The sequence below is a fragment of the Halomarina ordinaria genome (assembly GCF_030553305.1).
GTDB lineage: Archaea > Halobacteriota > Halobacteria > Halobacteriales > Haloarculaceae > Halomarina > Halomarina ordinaria.
This window is the reverse complement of sequence record NZ_JARRAH010000001.1, coordinates 267,262-280,666: the sequence shown is the minus strand read 5'-3', so window position 1 is coordinate 280,666 and position 13,405 is coordinate 267,262. Positions and strand designations below refer to the sequence as shown.

The following is a 13,405-nucleotide window of genomic DNA, read 5'->3' as shown; positions in this document are numbered from 1 at the left end:
ATTAATGAATGTTCGCATTAGTTAACTTTCGCTGAGAGTCGTCGGCGGGAGACATCCACGAGCGAGGAGAGGAGTGGCGCGCTGACGTCAGCCGAACAGGCGTTCGCGCAGGCCGCGGTCGCGCTTCTGTTCGGCAAGCAGGACCGAACAGTCCACCTCGTCGACCACGTCGAGGACGAGCGACCCCGTGACGAGACGCTTGAGCAGACCGCGCTCGGTCGCGCCGATGATCATCATCGTCGCGTCCTCGGCGGCGCGGCCGATGGCGTCCTCGACGTCGCCGGTCTCCACGCGGAGCGTCGCGTCGGGGAGGCCGTTCTCGGCCGCCCACTCCTCGAGGAACGCCCGACCCGCGGCCTCGTCGTCGTTGACGTGCAGCAGGGTGATTTCGCTGTCGTACTCCCGGCGCAGGAGGCCCGCGATGGCGGCGCTGAGTTCGGAGTCGGGCCCGCCGGCCGTCGGGACGAGGATGCGCTCGGGGTCGAACCCGCGGTCCTTCAGCACGAGGAAGTCACACGGGAGGTTCGACGTGAGTTCGTCGATGGCGCCCTCGGCGCGGCCGGGCGACCCGTGGGTGTCGCGGCCCCACCCCATCACGACGAGGTCGGCCTCGTGGTTCTTTGCCGCGTCGAATATCTCCTCGAACCCGCGGTGCGAGACGATGGTACTCGTCTCGACGGGGACGCCGAACGTCTCGGCGTCGGTCCGGGCGCGGTCGAGCAGGTCCTGTGACGTGGCGTCGATGGCGTCCATCTGGTCGGAGGCCGCCGTCAGCGGCGTCTGGTCGGGCAACTGGACGATGTGGACGGCGTCGACGGTCCCCCCGCGCACCTTCGCGACGGTGCTCGCGAGCGTGATGAGGTCGCTCTCCGTCCGGGGGTTGGCGAGGGGGACCATCACCCGGTAGCTCCCGCCGTCCGGCTGGGGCTGGACGGTCGCGGCCGCCGACACCGCGCGGTCGGGGAACGTCTCCGGCTTCGAGAGGACGTACCGCGAGAGCACCCCCTCCTTCTCCGTCCGCGAGCGGGCGTAGAACAGGTACCAGAGGACGGCGAACGCCACGAACGCCAGACAGAGCAGGACGATGGTCACCGAGAAGAACGCGATGAGCGCGAACGAGATGACGGCGCCCGCGACCGGGATGGCGGGGTAGAGCGGGACGCGGTAGTCGGGGTCGTAGTCCGCCGGGTTCGCCTGGCGCATCACGACGAGCGCGACGTTCAACAGCCCGTAGATGACGAGGTGGAGGACGCTCCCGGCCGTCGAGAGGAGTTCGAGGTTACCGAAGGCGATGAACACGAGGATGAACGCGCCGGTGAGTGCGATGGAGCGATACGGCGTCCCGTAGCGCGGGTGGATGTTGTTCAGTTCGGGCGTGACGAGGCGGTCCCGTCCCATCGCGAAGTTGATGCGCGAGGAGGCGAGGATGGAGGCGTTCGCCGAGGAGGCCGTCGCGAGCAACCCCCCGAACAGCATCGCCGCCGCTCCCAGCGGCCCGATGAGGATGCGCGCGACGTCGACGACGGCGGTGTCGTTGTTCGCGACGACGCTGTTGTCGACGGCCGCGAGGACCGTCACCAGCACGAGCGCGTAGATGAACGTCACGATGACGACGCTGCCGAGGACCGCGCGCGGGAGGTTCCGCCCGGGGTCCTGTATCTCCTCGGCGACGGAGGTGATCTGGACGAACCCGAGGTACGAGACGAAGATGAGCCCCGTTACCGGGAGCAGCGGGGTGTAGCCGTAGGGGGCGACGGGGCGCAGCGAGGAGACGTCGGCGTTCAGCAGGCCGAAGAGGGTGAACACCGCGAGGATGCCGACGAGCGTGATGACGATGACGTTCTGCAACCGGCCCGTCTCCTTCGCGCCGGCGTAGTTCACGAAGATGAACAGCGCCGCGCCGGCCAGCGCGATGAGTTTCGAACCTGTCAGCGAGACGACCACGAGGTCGAGGGTCGGCACCGCGACGCCGAGGTAGGCGTCGAGCATCGACTGGATGTACTGGCCGAAGCCGAACATGTAGAAGGCGCTCGCGAAGGCGAGGCCCATCCAGTTACCCCAGCCGGCGATGGAGCCGAACAGCGGCCCGAGGGCGTGGTTGACGTAGTAGTACGCGCCGCCGGACTTCGGCATCGCGGTGCCGAGTTCGCTGGCCGAGAACGCCGTCAGGATGGCGATGGCGCCGCCGAGGACGAACGCGACGGCCGCGAGCGGCCCGACCTCCGCCACGGCGGTCCCCGGCAGGATGAAGATGCCGGCGCCGACCATCGTCCCCACCCCGATGGTGAGTGCGGCGAGCGGGCCGAGGTCCTTGGCGAGTTCCTCGTCGCTCACGTCGACGCACCCCTGCGAGAGAAGCGTGCGTCGTTACGCATCGTCGGCTTCACGTGAGGGGAGGGCGACGACGGGACGGTCGCCCTCGGTGACGAGTTTGCGCGTGCGGTCACCGGAGAACAGACGGGCGAGCAGGCCGTCCTCCCGGGGGCGGAAGGCGACGACGCTGGCGTCGAGGTCGGCGGCGGCCGCGAACACCTCCTCGACGACGTCGCGCGCGTAGCGCGTCTCGGTGTTCGCGTCGGGGAACGTCTCGCGGAAGGCGGCGTAGGCGTCGGCGGCGAGCTGTTCGCTCTGTTCGACGGGCGTCTTGTCTGGGACGCCCTCGCCCTTCTCGACGACGTGGACGACGGTGACCGAGTCGGGGTCGTAGGGGGCGAGCGCCCGGGCGGTCTCCCGGGCGTCGTCCTCGTTCGCGACGGGGACGAGGACGTGGTCGAGGAGGGACGTCACGCCGCGACCCCCCGGCGGACAGCGACGGCTGGTGTCGGTATTCTCATACCCACAGGAACGTCGAGGCTCCGCTTAACGCTTCGCACTCGCCGACTCCACCCCGCCGTCGGCCCATGAAAACGGATTTGAGCCCCCGAGTCCACCTCCGACTATGCGAGGGCCACCGGAATGCGCGTAATCGTCATCGGTGCCGGCGAGGTCGGGTCGAGCATCGCCGACAACCTCAGCGGCAGCCACGAGGTGGTCGTCATCGACATCGACACCGAGCGTGCCGAGTCGCTCACCTACGAACTCGACGTGCTCTCGCTCGCCGGCGACGGGACCGACATCGACGTCCTCGAGGAGGCGGGCGTCGAGTCGGCAGACATCGTCATCGCCAGCACCGACGACGACGAGACGAACGTCGTCGCCTGCGGGACGGCCAAGGCCGTGAGCGACGCGTTCACCATCGCCCGGGTGAAGCGCCCCAAGTACCTCCGCACCTGGCAGCGCTCCGAGCAGGCGTTCAACGTCGACTTCATGATCTGTACGGACCTGCTCACCGCCAACGCCATCGTCGGGGTCATCGGCTTCCCGACCGCCCAGGACGTCGACATGTTCGCGAGCGGGGCGGTGCAGATGACGGAGTTCAAGATACCCGGCGACAGCCCCGTGGCGAACCAGACCGTCGCGGAGGCCGACTGCTTCGAGGAACTCACCTTCGCGGCCATCATCCGCGAGGACGACATCGTCATCCCGACCGGGCAGACCCGTATCGAACCGGGCGACGAGGTGGTCGTCATCGGCAACCCCGAGAGCGCCCGCGCGTTCAGCGCGGCCATCGCACCCCGCAGGAACGGCCCGAAGGACATCGTCATCGTCGGCGGGAGCGAAATCGGCTACCAGGTCGCCCGCCTCCTCGAGGAGCGGGGGTTCAGTCCCCGCCTCATCGAGCGCGACGCCGACCGCGCGCGCTGGATCGCGGAACACCTGGACGACACCCTCGTCCTCGAGAGCGACGCGACCGACCGGGACTTCCTCGCCAGAGAGCGCGTCGGCGAGGCAGACGCGCTCGTCGCGGCGCTGGAGAACGACCAGCAGAACCTGCTCGCGACCCTGCTCGCGAAGCGCATCGGTACCGACCGGGCGGTGGCCGTCGTCGACACGGCCGACTTCGCCGACCTCTTCGAGGCCGTCGGCGTCGACGTCGCCATCAGCCCCCGGGAGGTGACCGCGGAGGAGATCATCCGGTTCACCCACTCCCAGCGCACGGAGAACGTCTCGATGATAGAGGGCGACCGCGCCGAGGTCATCGAGGTCGAGGTGGACGCCGACAGCGTCCTCGCCGGCGAGCGCATCAGCGACGCGGCCGCCCGCCTCCCGAACGTCGTCTTCGGCGCCATCACCCGGAACGGCGAGTTCATCACCCCGCGCGGTGACACGGTCGTCGAACCCGGCGACCACGTCATCCTCTTCGCCGAGACGGAGACGGTCGAAGAGGTCGCCGACCTCGTATGATACGGGTCCGGTGGCGGACGAGCGTGAGCTACCTGGGAACGGTGCTGAAGGGGCTCACGGTCCCGCTGCTGGTGTCGGCGCTCGTCTCGCTCGCCTACGGCGAGTCGGTCGTCCCGCTCGGCGCGACGGCGGCGCTCTCGCTCCTCGTCGGCGTGACGCTCGAACGCCTCGAACGCGACGGGCTCGGCCCCCGGGAGACGTTCCTGATGGTCGCGCTCACCTGGCTCTCCATCGCCCTGCTCGGCGCGCTCCCGTTCTTCCTCGCCGGGACCGGCGTCTTCGCCGACCCGGTCAACGCGCTGTTCGAGGGGATGAGCGGCATCACCACCACGGGCGCGACGGTCATCAACGACTTCGAGGCTCACCCGCGGGGCGTGCTGTTCTGGCGGCAGCTGCTGCAGTGGCTCGGCGGCCTCGGCATCCTCATCCTCGCCGTGGCGCTGCTCTCGCAGCTCTCCGTCGGTGGCGCGCGCCTCATGGAGACCGAGAGCCAGACCACCGACCTGACGAAGCTCGCGCCGCGTATCACGGAGACGGCGCGCCTGCTCGGCGGCCTCTACGCCGCCCTCACCGCGGCGATGACGCTCATCCTGCTCGCGCTGTACGCCGTCGGCGCCGCCCCCGGGATGACGCCGTACAACGCCGTCTCCCACGCGCTGACGACCGTCTCGACGGCGGGGTTCTCCCCGGAGGCCCAGAGCGTCGGGGCGTTCTCGCCGGTCGTCCAGTGGGTCGTCGTCGCGTTCATGTTCGTGGGCGCGACGAACTTCGTCCTGCTCTACTACCTCGTCCGGGGCGACCCGACGCGCCTGCGAAAGAGCGAGGAGTTCCGCTTCTACCTCGCGGTCGTCGCCGGGGCGACGCTGCTCACCGCGGGCTTCCTCGCCCTCGACGGGACCTTCCCCGGGACCGAGGAGACCGTCCGCCACGCGACCTTCCAGGTCGTCTCCATCGTCACGACGACCGGCTACGCCTCGACGGACTTCAACACCTGGTCGGTCGGCGCGCGCCACGTCCTCTTCCTCGGGATGTTTATGGGGGGGATGGCGGGCAGTACCACCTGCTCGATAAAGACGTTCCGCTGGCTGGTCGTCCTGAAGTCCTTTCGACGGGACCTCCTCACCGCGATTCACCCCGACGCGATTCGGCCCGTCCGCCTCGGCTCGTCGGTAGTCGACGAGGAGACCATCCGCGACGTCTACGCCTACGTCCTGCTCAGCGTCGTCATCTTCGTCGCGCTCACCGTCTTCATCGTCGTCGACGTGGGCCGCGCGGGCGTCCGGATGGGCGAGTTCGACGTGATGAGCGCCGCCGCCTCCACGTTCCTCAACATCGGGCCGGCGTTCGGCCCCGCCGGCCCCTACGGCTCCTACGACGTCTTTCCCACCACGACGAAACTGGCGATGGTCGTCCTGATGTGGGTCGGTCGCATCGAGATCATCCCCGTCCTCGTGCTGTTCACGCCGCGGTTCTGGCGGGAGTAGCGGCACCCGGGAGCGGTGGATTGATACCGCGGCCGAAGGAGGGAGAGACGTGAACCCGTCGAGAGTGGTCGCGCGGAGGCGGCGTCTGCGCGTCCGGTGGCGGACGAGCCTCGGACTCGTCGGCATCGTCCTCCGGTACCTCTCGGTGACGCTCGTGGTCCCCCTGCTCGTCGCGCTCTACTACGGCGAGGACGTACTCGTCTTCGCCGTCACCATCGTCGTCACCGTCGCGGTCGGGACGCTCCTCGAACGACTCGACCCCGACCCGGACCTCGGGCCCCGCGAGGGGTTGCTCATGGTGGCGCTGACGTGGCTGGCGGTCGCCGGTATCGGGACGCTCCCCTACCTGCTCGCGGGGATGGGGACGGAGTCGACGCTGCGCTACCCGACGAACGCGCTGTTCGAGTCGATGAGCGGCTTCACGACCACGGGCGCGACGGTGATGGGCGACATCTCCTTCGACAGCCACTCGCACGCGCTGTTGCTGTGGCGGCAACTCACCCAGTGGCTCGGCGGCATGGGCATCGTCGTCCTCGCCGTCGCCATCCTCCCCGAACTGTCGGTGGGGGGCGCGCAGTTGATGGACGCGGAGGCACCGGGACCGAGCCTCGAGAAGCTCACCCCGCGCATCGCCGAGACCGCGCGGGTGCTCTGGCTCGCCTACCTCGGGTTGACGGTCCTCGAAATCGTCCTGCTGTACGCGCTGCACCGCGGCGGCCTCGCGCCGAACATGGACTTCTACAACGCCGTCTCTCACGGATTGACGACGATGCCGACCGGCGGCTTCTCCCCGGAGGCGCGCTCCATCGAGGCGTTCTCGGCGGCCGTCCAGTGGGTCATCGTCCCGTTCATGGTCGCGGCGGGGGTGAACTTCGCGCTCGTCTGGCGGGTGGTCACCGGGTCACCCGAGCGCCTCGTGCGCGACTCCGAGTTCCGGACGTACCTCGGGCTCCTCGGCGTCCTCAGCGCGCTCGGCGCGCTCCTGCTGTTCACGGGCGACGGCCTCGCCACCGACAGCGCGCTCGTCGGCGGGGAGTACCTCGCGGACCTCCGCGAGGCCGTCGTCGGCGACGCCGAGCGCTCGCTGCGCGACGCAGTCTTCCAGTTCGTCTCGCTCATGACGACGACCGGGTACGCGAGCACCGACTTCAACGCCTGGAGCGAGTCGACGAAGTACCTGCTGCTCGTGGCGATGTTCGTCGGCGGCTCCGCCGGGTCCACTGGTGGGGCGATAAAGGTGGTCCGATGGCTGGTCATCGTGAAGGCCCTCCGCCGGGAACTGTTCACGACGGCGCACCCGGAGGCGGTCCGTCCCGTCCGCCTCGGGGGACGGGTCGTCGACGAGCGTGCCGTCCGCGGCATCTTCGCGTTCACGCTGCTCTACTTCGTCCTCTTCGTCGTCGGCGTCGGCGTCCTGCTCGTCGACGCCAACCGCTTCGAGTACACCCTCTCGGCGTTCGAGGCGATGAGCGCCGTCGCCGCGACGCTCGGCAACGTCGGCCCCGGCTTCGGGTCGGTCGGCCCGATGGGGAGTTACCTCGGCTTCTCCGGGTTCTCCAAACTGTTCATGGTGTTCCTGATGTGGATCGGACGGCTCGAGATCATCCCCGTGCTGGTGTTGCTGACGGGGGGCTACTGGCGCTCGTAGCGGCTCCACCCGCGCTCAGACGCGGACGACGCGCAGTTCGTACCCCTCCCCGTGGTCGTAGACGCGGCGGAACAGTCCCTCGACGAAGTCGGCGGCGTGTTTCGCGTCGGCGATGGCCGAGAGATAGACCACCCCCTCGGGGGCCTTCCGGGTCTCCGGCTGGGCCACCTTGAACACGTGGAAGTCCGCGAGGAGGGTGTCGAGGCGGTCGCGCTCGTCGGCGTCGCACTCCAGTCGGAGGACGCGGTCGGCGTACCGGACGGTCGCGCGGTCGGTCTCGAAGACGGCCCCCTCGCTGTCGCGGGTCCGGTGGGCCGTGATGGCGTCGACGACGAGCGAGAGGCGCTCGCGGGGCGCGTCGGCCTCGAATCGGGTCATACGGGGAGTAGCGGCGACGGGGACTTAAACCGACCCCGGTGGCGGCCGGTACACGCGATACGGTGGCGGCGAGGAGGGCGGGGACGGACGCGACGCTCACCACCGCGTCGCCCGCCGCGTCGAGCGTCGCGCTCTCCCAGCCGGGACCTCAGCCGACGTCGAGGACGCGGGTGGCGTCGTCGGAGGGACGTGCGAGAAGCCGGTCGAGGAGCGGGCGGGCGGCGGTTCGGTCGGCGTGTCGGCGCTCGTACGCCTCGGCGACGGCCTCGTCGGTGGCGCGCGTGTCGTCGAACACGACCGGAAACGCGGCCGGTTCCTACAAACCTTTTAGCCCGGGGGCAGAGGGATGGGTCATGAGCAATCCGCGAATCCTGCTGATCGGACCGCCGGGTGCGGGCAAGGGGACGCAGAGCAAGAACATCGTCGAGACGTACGGCGTCGAGCACATCACGACCGGCGACGCCCTGCGCGCGAACAAGGACATGGAGACGGAGTACGGCAAGCCCCGCGAGTTCATGGACCGGGGGGAACTCGTCCCCGACCCCGTGGTGAACGAGATCGTCGTCACGGCGCTCTCGGAGGCCGACGAGGGGTTCGTCCTCGACGGCTACCCCCGGAACGGTTCGCAGGCGGAGTTCCTCGACGACCACGCGGACCTCGACCTCGTCGCGCTGCTGGAGGTGAGCCGCGAGGAACTCGTCGACCGGCTCACGGGCCGCCGGGTCTGCCCGGAGTGCGGTACCACCTACCACGTCGAGTTCAACCCGCCGGAGACGACGGGCGTCTGCGACGAGTGCGGCAGTCAGCTCGTCCAGCGCGACGACGACACCGAGGAGACGGTCACGGAACGGCTCTCGGTGTACGAGGAGAACACGGCGCCGCTCGTCGAGTTCTACGAGGAGCGCGGCCTGCTCCGGCGCGTCGACGGCGAGGGGACGCCCGACGAGGTCTGGCACGACCTGCGCCAGGCCATCGAGAGCGCGCTGACGTCGACCGAGTAGACGCCGGTCGACCGCCCGCCCGCCGACGCACGGGATGACAGGGTTGATAGTGGCCCCTCGCTTACCGTGGGCAATGGCACGGGTAGCTACGAAGGTCGAGGACCTCATCCACGAGGACCCCGCCATGGCCGACGCCCTCCAGGTCGTGCTCGACCGGGCCGACGACGGCACCGTCGAGTGGAGCGACGTGGACGACGAACTCACGAGCGGTCAGTGGGGTCGGCTCATCGAGAAGGGAGTCCTCCGGAGCACGAGCGGCGACGGCTTCGCCATCCAGGACCGCGTCGCCGTCGAGGAGGCGCTCTCCGGCGACGGGGCGAAGGAGGCGCAGGCCGCCGCGGCCGACGAGGACTCGGGGTGGTCGTCGTACGACAAGGCCGCCGGCATCGGCGCGCTCGGGATGATGGCCGGGTACATGCTCCCGGACGTCCGCAACGCCATCGGCCAGACGCTCGACGTCGTCGTCGGGCCGCTGAACGAGGCGCTCCCGTTCTACGCCGTCGTCCTCGTCCTCGCGATGGTGACGGGGCTGTACTCGACGCTCCTGCAGGCGAACCTGATGGACACCGAGAAGATGGGCGAGTACCAGGCGAAGGCCAAGGAGATACAGAACCGCCTGAAGGACGCCAAAGAGCGCGGCGACGACGCGGCCGTCGAGCGCATCCAGCAGGAGCAGATGGAGGCGATGGGCGACCAGATGGGGATGATGAAGGAGCAGTTCCGCCCGATGGTGTGGATCATGCTGTTCACCATCCCGGTGTTCCTCTGGCTCTACTGGATGATCCTCGAGAACGGCGGGAGCCTCGGCTCGGTGACGATGCCCCTGTTCGGCGAGGTCCAGTGGACCCAGACGGCGTTCCTCTTCCCCGCCTGGATCTTCTGGTACTTCGTCTGCTCGATGGGGTTCACGCAGGTCATCCGCAAGGCGCTCAACATCAACACGACGCCGTCGACCTCGTAACGTAAGACAACCTCTTTTACCCTCTGTGCCGGAGTAGGGACATGTTGATAACCGTCTCCGGACCGGCCGGCAGCGGCAAGAGCACGGCGGCCGCCGCCCTCGCCGAGGCGCTCGACTACGAGCACGTCAGCGGCGGCGACATCTTTCGCTCCGTGGCCGCCGAGCGCGACCTCACCCCGCTCGAACTCAACCGCCTCGCCGAGGAGGACGACGCCATCGACCGCGACCTCGACCGCCGCCAGCGCGACCTCGCCAGCGAGGCCGAGGACGTGGTGCTCGAATCCCGCCTCGCCGGGTGGATGGCCGGCGACTACGCCGACCTCCGCCTCTGGCTCGACGCCCCGCCCGCGGTCCGCGCCGCCCGCATCGCCGACCGCGAGGGCAAGGAGAGAGCCGTCGCCCGCGAGGAGACCACCGCCCGCGCCGAGAGCGAGGCACTACGCTACCGCGAGTACTACGGCATCGACATCGAGGACCGCTCCATCTACGACCTCGCGCTCAACACCGCACGCCTCGGGCCATCCGGCGTCGTCGGCGTCATCGTCTCGTTCGTCGAGGCCTACCACCCCGACCACGACGAGGGGAAATCAGAGATAACGGGCGTCCGCTACGAGTTCTGACGTGACGATGCGCGGCCCACCCGACGAGCGTTCGACGGACGACCTGCTCGACTTCGGCGTCGTCAACCTCGACAAACCGCCCGGCCCCTCCTCCCACCAGGTCGCCGGCTGGCTCCGCGACCTCGCGGGCGTCGAGCGCGCCGCCCACGCGGGGACGCTCGACCCGAAGGTGACCGGCTGTCTCCCCGTCCTGCTCGGCGACGCCACCCGGACGGCGCAGGTGTTCGACGACAGCGTGAAGGGGTACGTCGCCGTCCTCGAACTCCACCGCCCCGCGCCGACGGACTTCGACGCCGTCGTGCGCGAGTTCGAGGGCGAGGTGTACCAGAAGCCGCCGCGCAAGAGCGCCGTCAGCCGCCGCCTGCGTGCGCGGACGATTCACGAACTGACCGTCCTCGAACGCGAGGACCGCCGCGCCCTCCTGCGCGTCGAGTGCGCGCCGGGCACCTACATCCGGAAGCTCTGTCACGACATCGGCCTCGCGCTCGGCACCGGCGCGCACATGGGCGCGCTCCGGCGCGTCCGCACGGGGTCGTTCGACGACACCGCCCTCGTGACGATGCACGACCTGACCGACGCGCTCGCCTTCGCCGCGGAGGGCGACGAGTCGCTCCTCCGGGAGTGCGTCGCGCCCGCCGAACGCGCGCTGGTCGACCTCCCGCGAGTCACCGTCGCCGAGAGCGCCGCCGAGCAGATAGCCGAGGGCGCGCCGGTCTACGCGCCGGGCGTCCTCGCAGTCGAGGACGCCGGCAGGGGCGAACTGGTCGCCTGCTACACCTCCGACGGCGCGGCGGTCTGCATCGGCAATCTGGTCGGTGACCCCGCGGCCGATTCGGGGGTCGTCGTCGAGCTAGAGCGCGTGCTGGTGTGATGGCACGGCGACGACGAAGCGAAGTGCTTAACCCGGGGACTGCCATCCGTTGAAACGCGAAGCGGGACCGTGGGGTAGCCTGGTATCCTCTGCCGATGGGGTCGGTAGGACCTGAGTTCGAATCTCAGCGGTCCCATATCTTCTGCCGTTCGTAACTCCGTGAGCGGCAGGTCAATAGACGGCACAAGGAACAGACATTGTCACTGGAGCCTACTCAGAAGAGTGTAAATTGTTAAACGTTCGACCAAACGGATCTTCCTGTTCGCAAATAGATATAAGTATATTACGTGCATCATACATTAAATCCTCACCCTCGTCTGTATCTATTTCTTCCCCTTTCTTTATTTTCGAAGCCATCATGCCGATTTTTCCATATGTAGTAGATATCTTACTTATCTCAGATGACGTCTTATTAGGCATCAGATCATATAGAAATATGTCAGGGGTTTCTAAGTAATGTAATCGGCGATGACGCTGTTTAGCGATGGTGCGGAACGCGTAATCTAATTCCCGTTTGATTGTGGGGAGTTTTAGCGCTATATCCCCCATATATGCCTGGGAGTAGTCATTGATTTCGTTAGCAATGTAATCAAAATCCTCTAGGGTGTAGGCACCGAATGTATCCCAATACTCTCTTGCACAATCTATAAGCCACGCTCGCCACTCCTCCGCTACATCTCGTATCGCATCTAATCGTCGTTGTGGAATATCCTCTCTAAAATTATGGTAGAGATTCCCGCGGTGTTTTTTTACCTCCTGCAATATGCCTTCAAATTCACTTGGAGGTTCTCTGTCCACCGTCTCTAAAATCTGTTTTGTAACTGTCCACTGCTCTGCGAGGTTTTCACCAAAGATATCTATTCCTGTGTTTAATACTTCGGTTCCTACGTGTTCCATCACCGTTGCATAATAATTTTCAAGTGTGCAAAATCCGACGCGTCGACTAGCTTGGTTGTCAAAATTTAATTCATCGTAAATGCGGAGGTATTGCTCCCCAAGCGAATTATCTATCATCAATAACTGGAACGAGTTCCTTGATAAATAAATTTTCTTAGAAAAGTTCTTCAATTTGTGAACTGGGGAGTCGCTCACTAATTTCGACGCTGGTTTTCATGTCGGTAAGACGATACAGTTCGTACACGAACTCGTCTATAGGGTGTCAGTATACTGAATCTGAATACGTAAGTGGCCACGGCCATCGCTGAATAAACATCCCAGAATCCCTGTAGCAGCCCTTAACCTAGAATGTATTCAGGCGTGACTGACCTATCTATCTGACGAAAGGTGTAAATCGTTAGCGAGCTTTAACTACTACTCGATTCCGTGCGGGCCGACGTCGACCCACCGCGAATCGGAGACACACATGGCTCACTACGAACGACGGAGAATCGAGAGACCGACGACCAGATGGCTGCGGGTGAGCACCCTCGGCGGGCTGGTCGGCGGGATACTGATGGCGTTGACGGGCCTCGCGCTCCTCAGCGTGCTGAACGAGGCGGAGTTCGTCGTCGTCGAACCCGTCGGGTGGTTCGCGATGGTGCTCCTCGCGCTCGCGCTGCCGGCACTGTACGCCAGCGAACGCGACTGGTTCGGCTGGCCGGGGAAGATAGGGTTCGCGCTGCTGAGTATCGGCTGGGTCGTGGCGACACTCGGCCTCACCGTCGGCACGTACACGATGCCGCCCACGTCGGAGACGGGATTCCTCGTCTTCCTGCTGGCGTTCCTCGTCGCGGTCATCGGGATGCTCGTCTTCGGTGTCGCGGTCCTCCGCAGTGACGGGGCGACCATCCCCCGGTCCGCGGCGTGGCTGCTGATACTGGCGCTCCCCGTGGGGGTGCCCTTCGCCATCGCGTTCACCACGTACGTGATGGGCGAGGGCGCGGACCCGTGGGCCGGCCCGATGCTGTTCTACGGCCTCGCGTGGGTCATCTACGCGCGCTCCCTGCGCCAGCGACGGGCCGAGTCGCCCGCGGTCGAACCGGCCGGACAGTAGTTCGTTCGCCCCCGGTTGCGCTCACCTTCCTGCGACACTCCCTCGGGAGTGACGACCGTCCGACAGTGTCGACAGTGCAACTGTAACCTGCGAGCGATAGGTCCCGTCAGTCGACGCCGGACGCTGGCGACGACCGACGGACTGCGCGCCGGGGTCCGTCGACCA

At 67.0% G+C, this 13,405-nt stretch carries 13 protein-coding genes and 1 tRNA gene; 9 read left to right on the top strand and 5 right to left on the bottom strand.

Features of this window, described 5'->3' with window-relative positions; translation table 11 throughout:
- Positions 1–87: 87 nt before the first annotated feature.
- Both P1Y20_RS01470 and P1Y20_RS01465 read right to left on the bottom strand, forming a co-directional pair.
- Entirely contained in the window at positions 88–2,334 is a 2,247-nt protein-coding gene (locus tag P1Y20_RS01470) for an amino acid permease (protein ID WP_304446883.1), read from the bottom strand.
- Between the two features lie 33 nt (positions 2,335–2,367).
- Positions 2,368–2,787, bottom strand: coding sequence for a universal stress protein (locus tag P1Y20_RS01465; RefSeq protein WP_304446882.1), 420 nt, complete (start codon positions 2,785–2,787; stop codon positions 2,368–2,370).
- Between the two features lie 168 nt (positions 2,788–2,955).
- Between P1Y20_RS01465 and trkA the strand changes: the two genes are divergently transcribed.
- The 3 genes from trkA to P1Y20_RS01450 all read left to right on the top strand — a co-directional run bounded on the left by trkA (position 2,956) and on the right by P1Y20_RS01450 (position 7,416).
- Positions 2,956–4,284 carry a Trk system potassium transporter TrkA gene (trkA, locus tag P1Y20_RS01460; RefSeq protein ID WP_304446881.1) on the top strand — a complete coding sequence of 443 codons (1,329 nt, stop codon included), beginning with the start codon at positions 2,956–2,958 and terminating at the stop codon, positions 4,282–4,284.
- Positions 4,281–5,768, top strand: a complete 1,488-nt coding sequence (locus tag P1Y20_RS01455; protein ID WP_304446880.1) for a TrkH family potassium uptake protein — start codon at positions 4,281–4,283, stop codon at positions 5,766–5,768. The genes trkA and P1Y20_RS01455 overlap by 4 nt, the downstream gene beginning before the upstream one ends.
- 64 nt (positions 5,769–5,832) lie before the next feature.
- Positions 5,833–7,416: a TrkH family potassium uptake protein gene (locus P1Y20_RS01450; protein WP_368662155.1), complete on the top strand. Its 1,584-nt coding sequence runs from the start codon at positions 5,833–5,835 to the stop codon at positions 7,414–7,416.
- A 15-nt stretch (positions 7,417–7,431) separates the two neighbouring features.
- On the opposite strand, the gene P1Y20_RS01445 is transcribed toward P1Y20_RS01450, so the two are convergent.
- Both P1Y20_RS01445 and P1Y20_RS01440 read right to left on the bottom strand, forming a co-directional pair.
- Positions 7,432–7,794 carry a DUF7975 family protein gene (locus P1Y20_RS01445; RefSeq protein ID WP_304446878.1) on the bottom strand — a complete coding sequence of 121 codons (363 nt, stop codon included), beginning with the start codon at positions 7,792–7,794 and terminating at the stop codon, positions 7,432–7,434.
- A gap of 148 nt (positions 7,795–7,942) precedes the next feature.
- Positions 7,943–8,089 (bottom strand): hypothetical protein, encoded by a 147-nt coding sequence (locus P1Y20_RS01440; protein WP_304446877.1) that lies wholly within the window; start codon positions 8,087–8,089, stop codon positions 7,943–7,945.
- Between the two features lie 58 nt (positions 8,090–8,147).
- Here P1Y20_RS01440 and P1Y20_RS01435 point away from each other — a divergent pair, with 58 nt between their 5' ends.
- From P1Y20_RS01435 to P1Y20_RS01415, 5 genes are all read left to right on the top strand, one after another.
- Positions 8,148–8,795 carry an adenylate kinase gene (locus P1Y20_RS01435; protein ID WP_304446876.1) on the top strand — a complete coding sequence of 216 codons (648 nt, stop codon included), beginning with the start codon at positions 8,148–8,150 and terminating at the stop codon, positions 8,793–8,795.
- 73 nt (positions 8,796–8,868) lie between these two features.
- Entirely contained in the window at positions 8,869–9,756 is an 888-nt protein-coding gene (locus P1Y20_RS01430; protein WP_304446875.1) for a DUF106 domain-containing protein, read from the top strand.
- Between the two features lie 41 nt (positions 9,757–9,797).
- On the top strand, positions 9,798–10,376 hold the full coding sequence (gene cmk / locus P1Y20_RS01425; RefSeq protein ID WP_304446874.1) for a (d)CMP kinase: 579 nt from the start codon (positions 9,798–9,800) through the stop codon (positions 10,374–10,376).
- A 7-nt stretch (positions 10,377–10,383) separates the two neighbouring features.
- Positions 10,384–11,247 (top strand): RNA-guided pseudouridylation complex pseudouridine synthase subunit Cbf5, encoded by an 864-nt coding sequence (locus P1Y20_RS01420; RefSeq protein WP_368662131.1) that lies wholly within the window; start codon positions 10,384–10,386, stop codon positions 11,245–11,247.
- A gap of 63 nt (positions 11,248–11,310) precedes the next feature.
- Positions 11,311–11,383: transfer RNA gene (locus P1Y20_RS01415), tRNA-Pro, on the top strand.
- 74 nt (positions 11,384–11,457) lie between these two features.
- Here the strand turns inward: P1Y20_RS01415 and P1Y20_RS01410 are convergent.
- Positions 11,458–12,261 (bottom strand): hypothetical protein, encoded by an 804-nt coding sequence (locus P1Y20_RS01410; protein WP_304446872.1) that lies wholly within the window; start codon positions 12,259–12,261, stop codon positions 11,458–11,460.
- A gap of 403 nt (positions 12,262–12,664) precedes the next feature.
- Between P1Y20_RS01410 and P1Y20_RS01405 the strand changes: the two genes are divergently transcribed.
- The gene (locus P1Y20_RS01405) at positions 12,665–13,240 is read left to right on the top strand and encodes a hypothetical protein (protein ID WP_304446871.1); all 576 of its coding nucleotides are present in this window, start codon (positions 12,665–12,667) and stop codon (positions 13,238–13,240) included.
- The last annotated feature ends 165 nt before the right edge of the window (positions 13,241–13,405 follow it).

What these genes read in the sequence shown, in the direction of transcription:
- trkA (WP_304446881.1), top strand. Translation starts at nt 2,956, where the DNA reads ATGCGCGTAATCGTCATCGGTGCCGGCGAGGTCGGGTCGAGCATCGCC.
- P1Y20_RS01455 (WP_304446880.1), top strand. Translation starts at nt 4,281, where the DNA reads ATGATACGGGTCCGGTGGCGGACGAGCGTGAGCTACCTGGGAACGGTG.
- P1Y20_RS01445 (WP_304446878.1), bottom strand. Translation starts at nt 7,794, where the DNA reads ATGACCCGATTCGAGGCCGACGCGCCCCGCGAGCGCCTCTCGCTCGTC.
- P1Y20_RS01435 (WP_304446876.1), top strand. Translation starts at nt 8,148, where the DNA reads ATGAGCAATCCGCGAATCCTGCTGATCGGACCGCCGGGTGCGGGCAAG.
- P1Y20_RS01430 (WP_304446875.1), top strand. Translation starts at nt 8,869, where the DNA reads ATGGCACGGGTAGCTACGAAGGTCGAGGACCTCATCCACGAGGACCCC.
- cmk (WP_304446874.1), top strand. Translation starts at nt 9,798, where the DNA reads ATGTTGATAACCGTCTCCGGACCGGCCGGCAGCGGCAAGAGCACGGCG.
- P1Y20_RS01420 (WP_368662131.1), top strand. Translation starts at nt 10,384, where the DNA reads ATGCGCGGCCCACCCGACGAGCGTTCGACGGACGACCTGCTCGACTTC.
- P1Y20_RS01410 (WP_304446872.1), bottom strand. Translation starts at nt 12,261, where the DNA reads ATGATAGATAATTCGCTTGGGGAGCAATACCTCCGCATTTACGATGAA.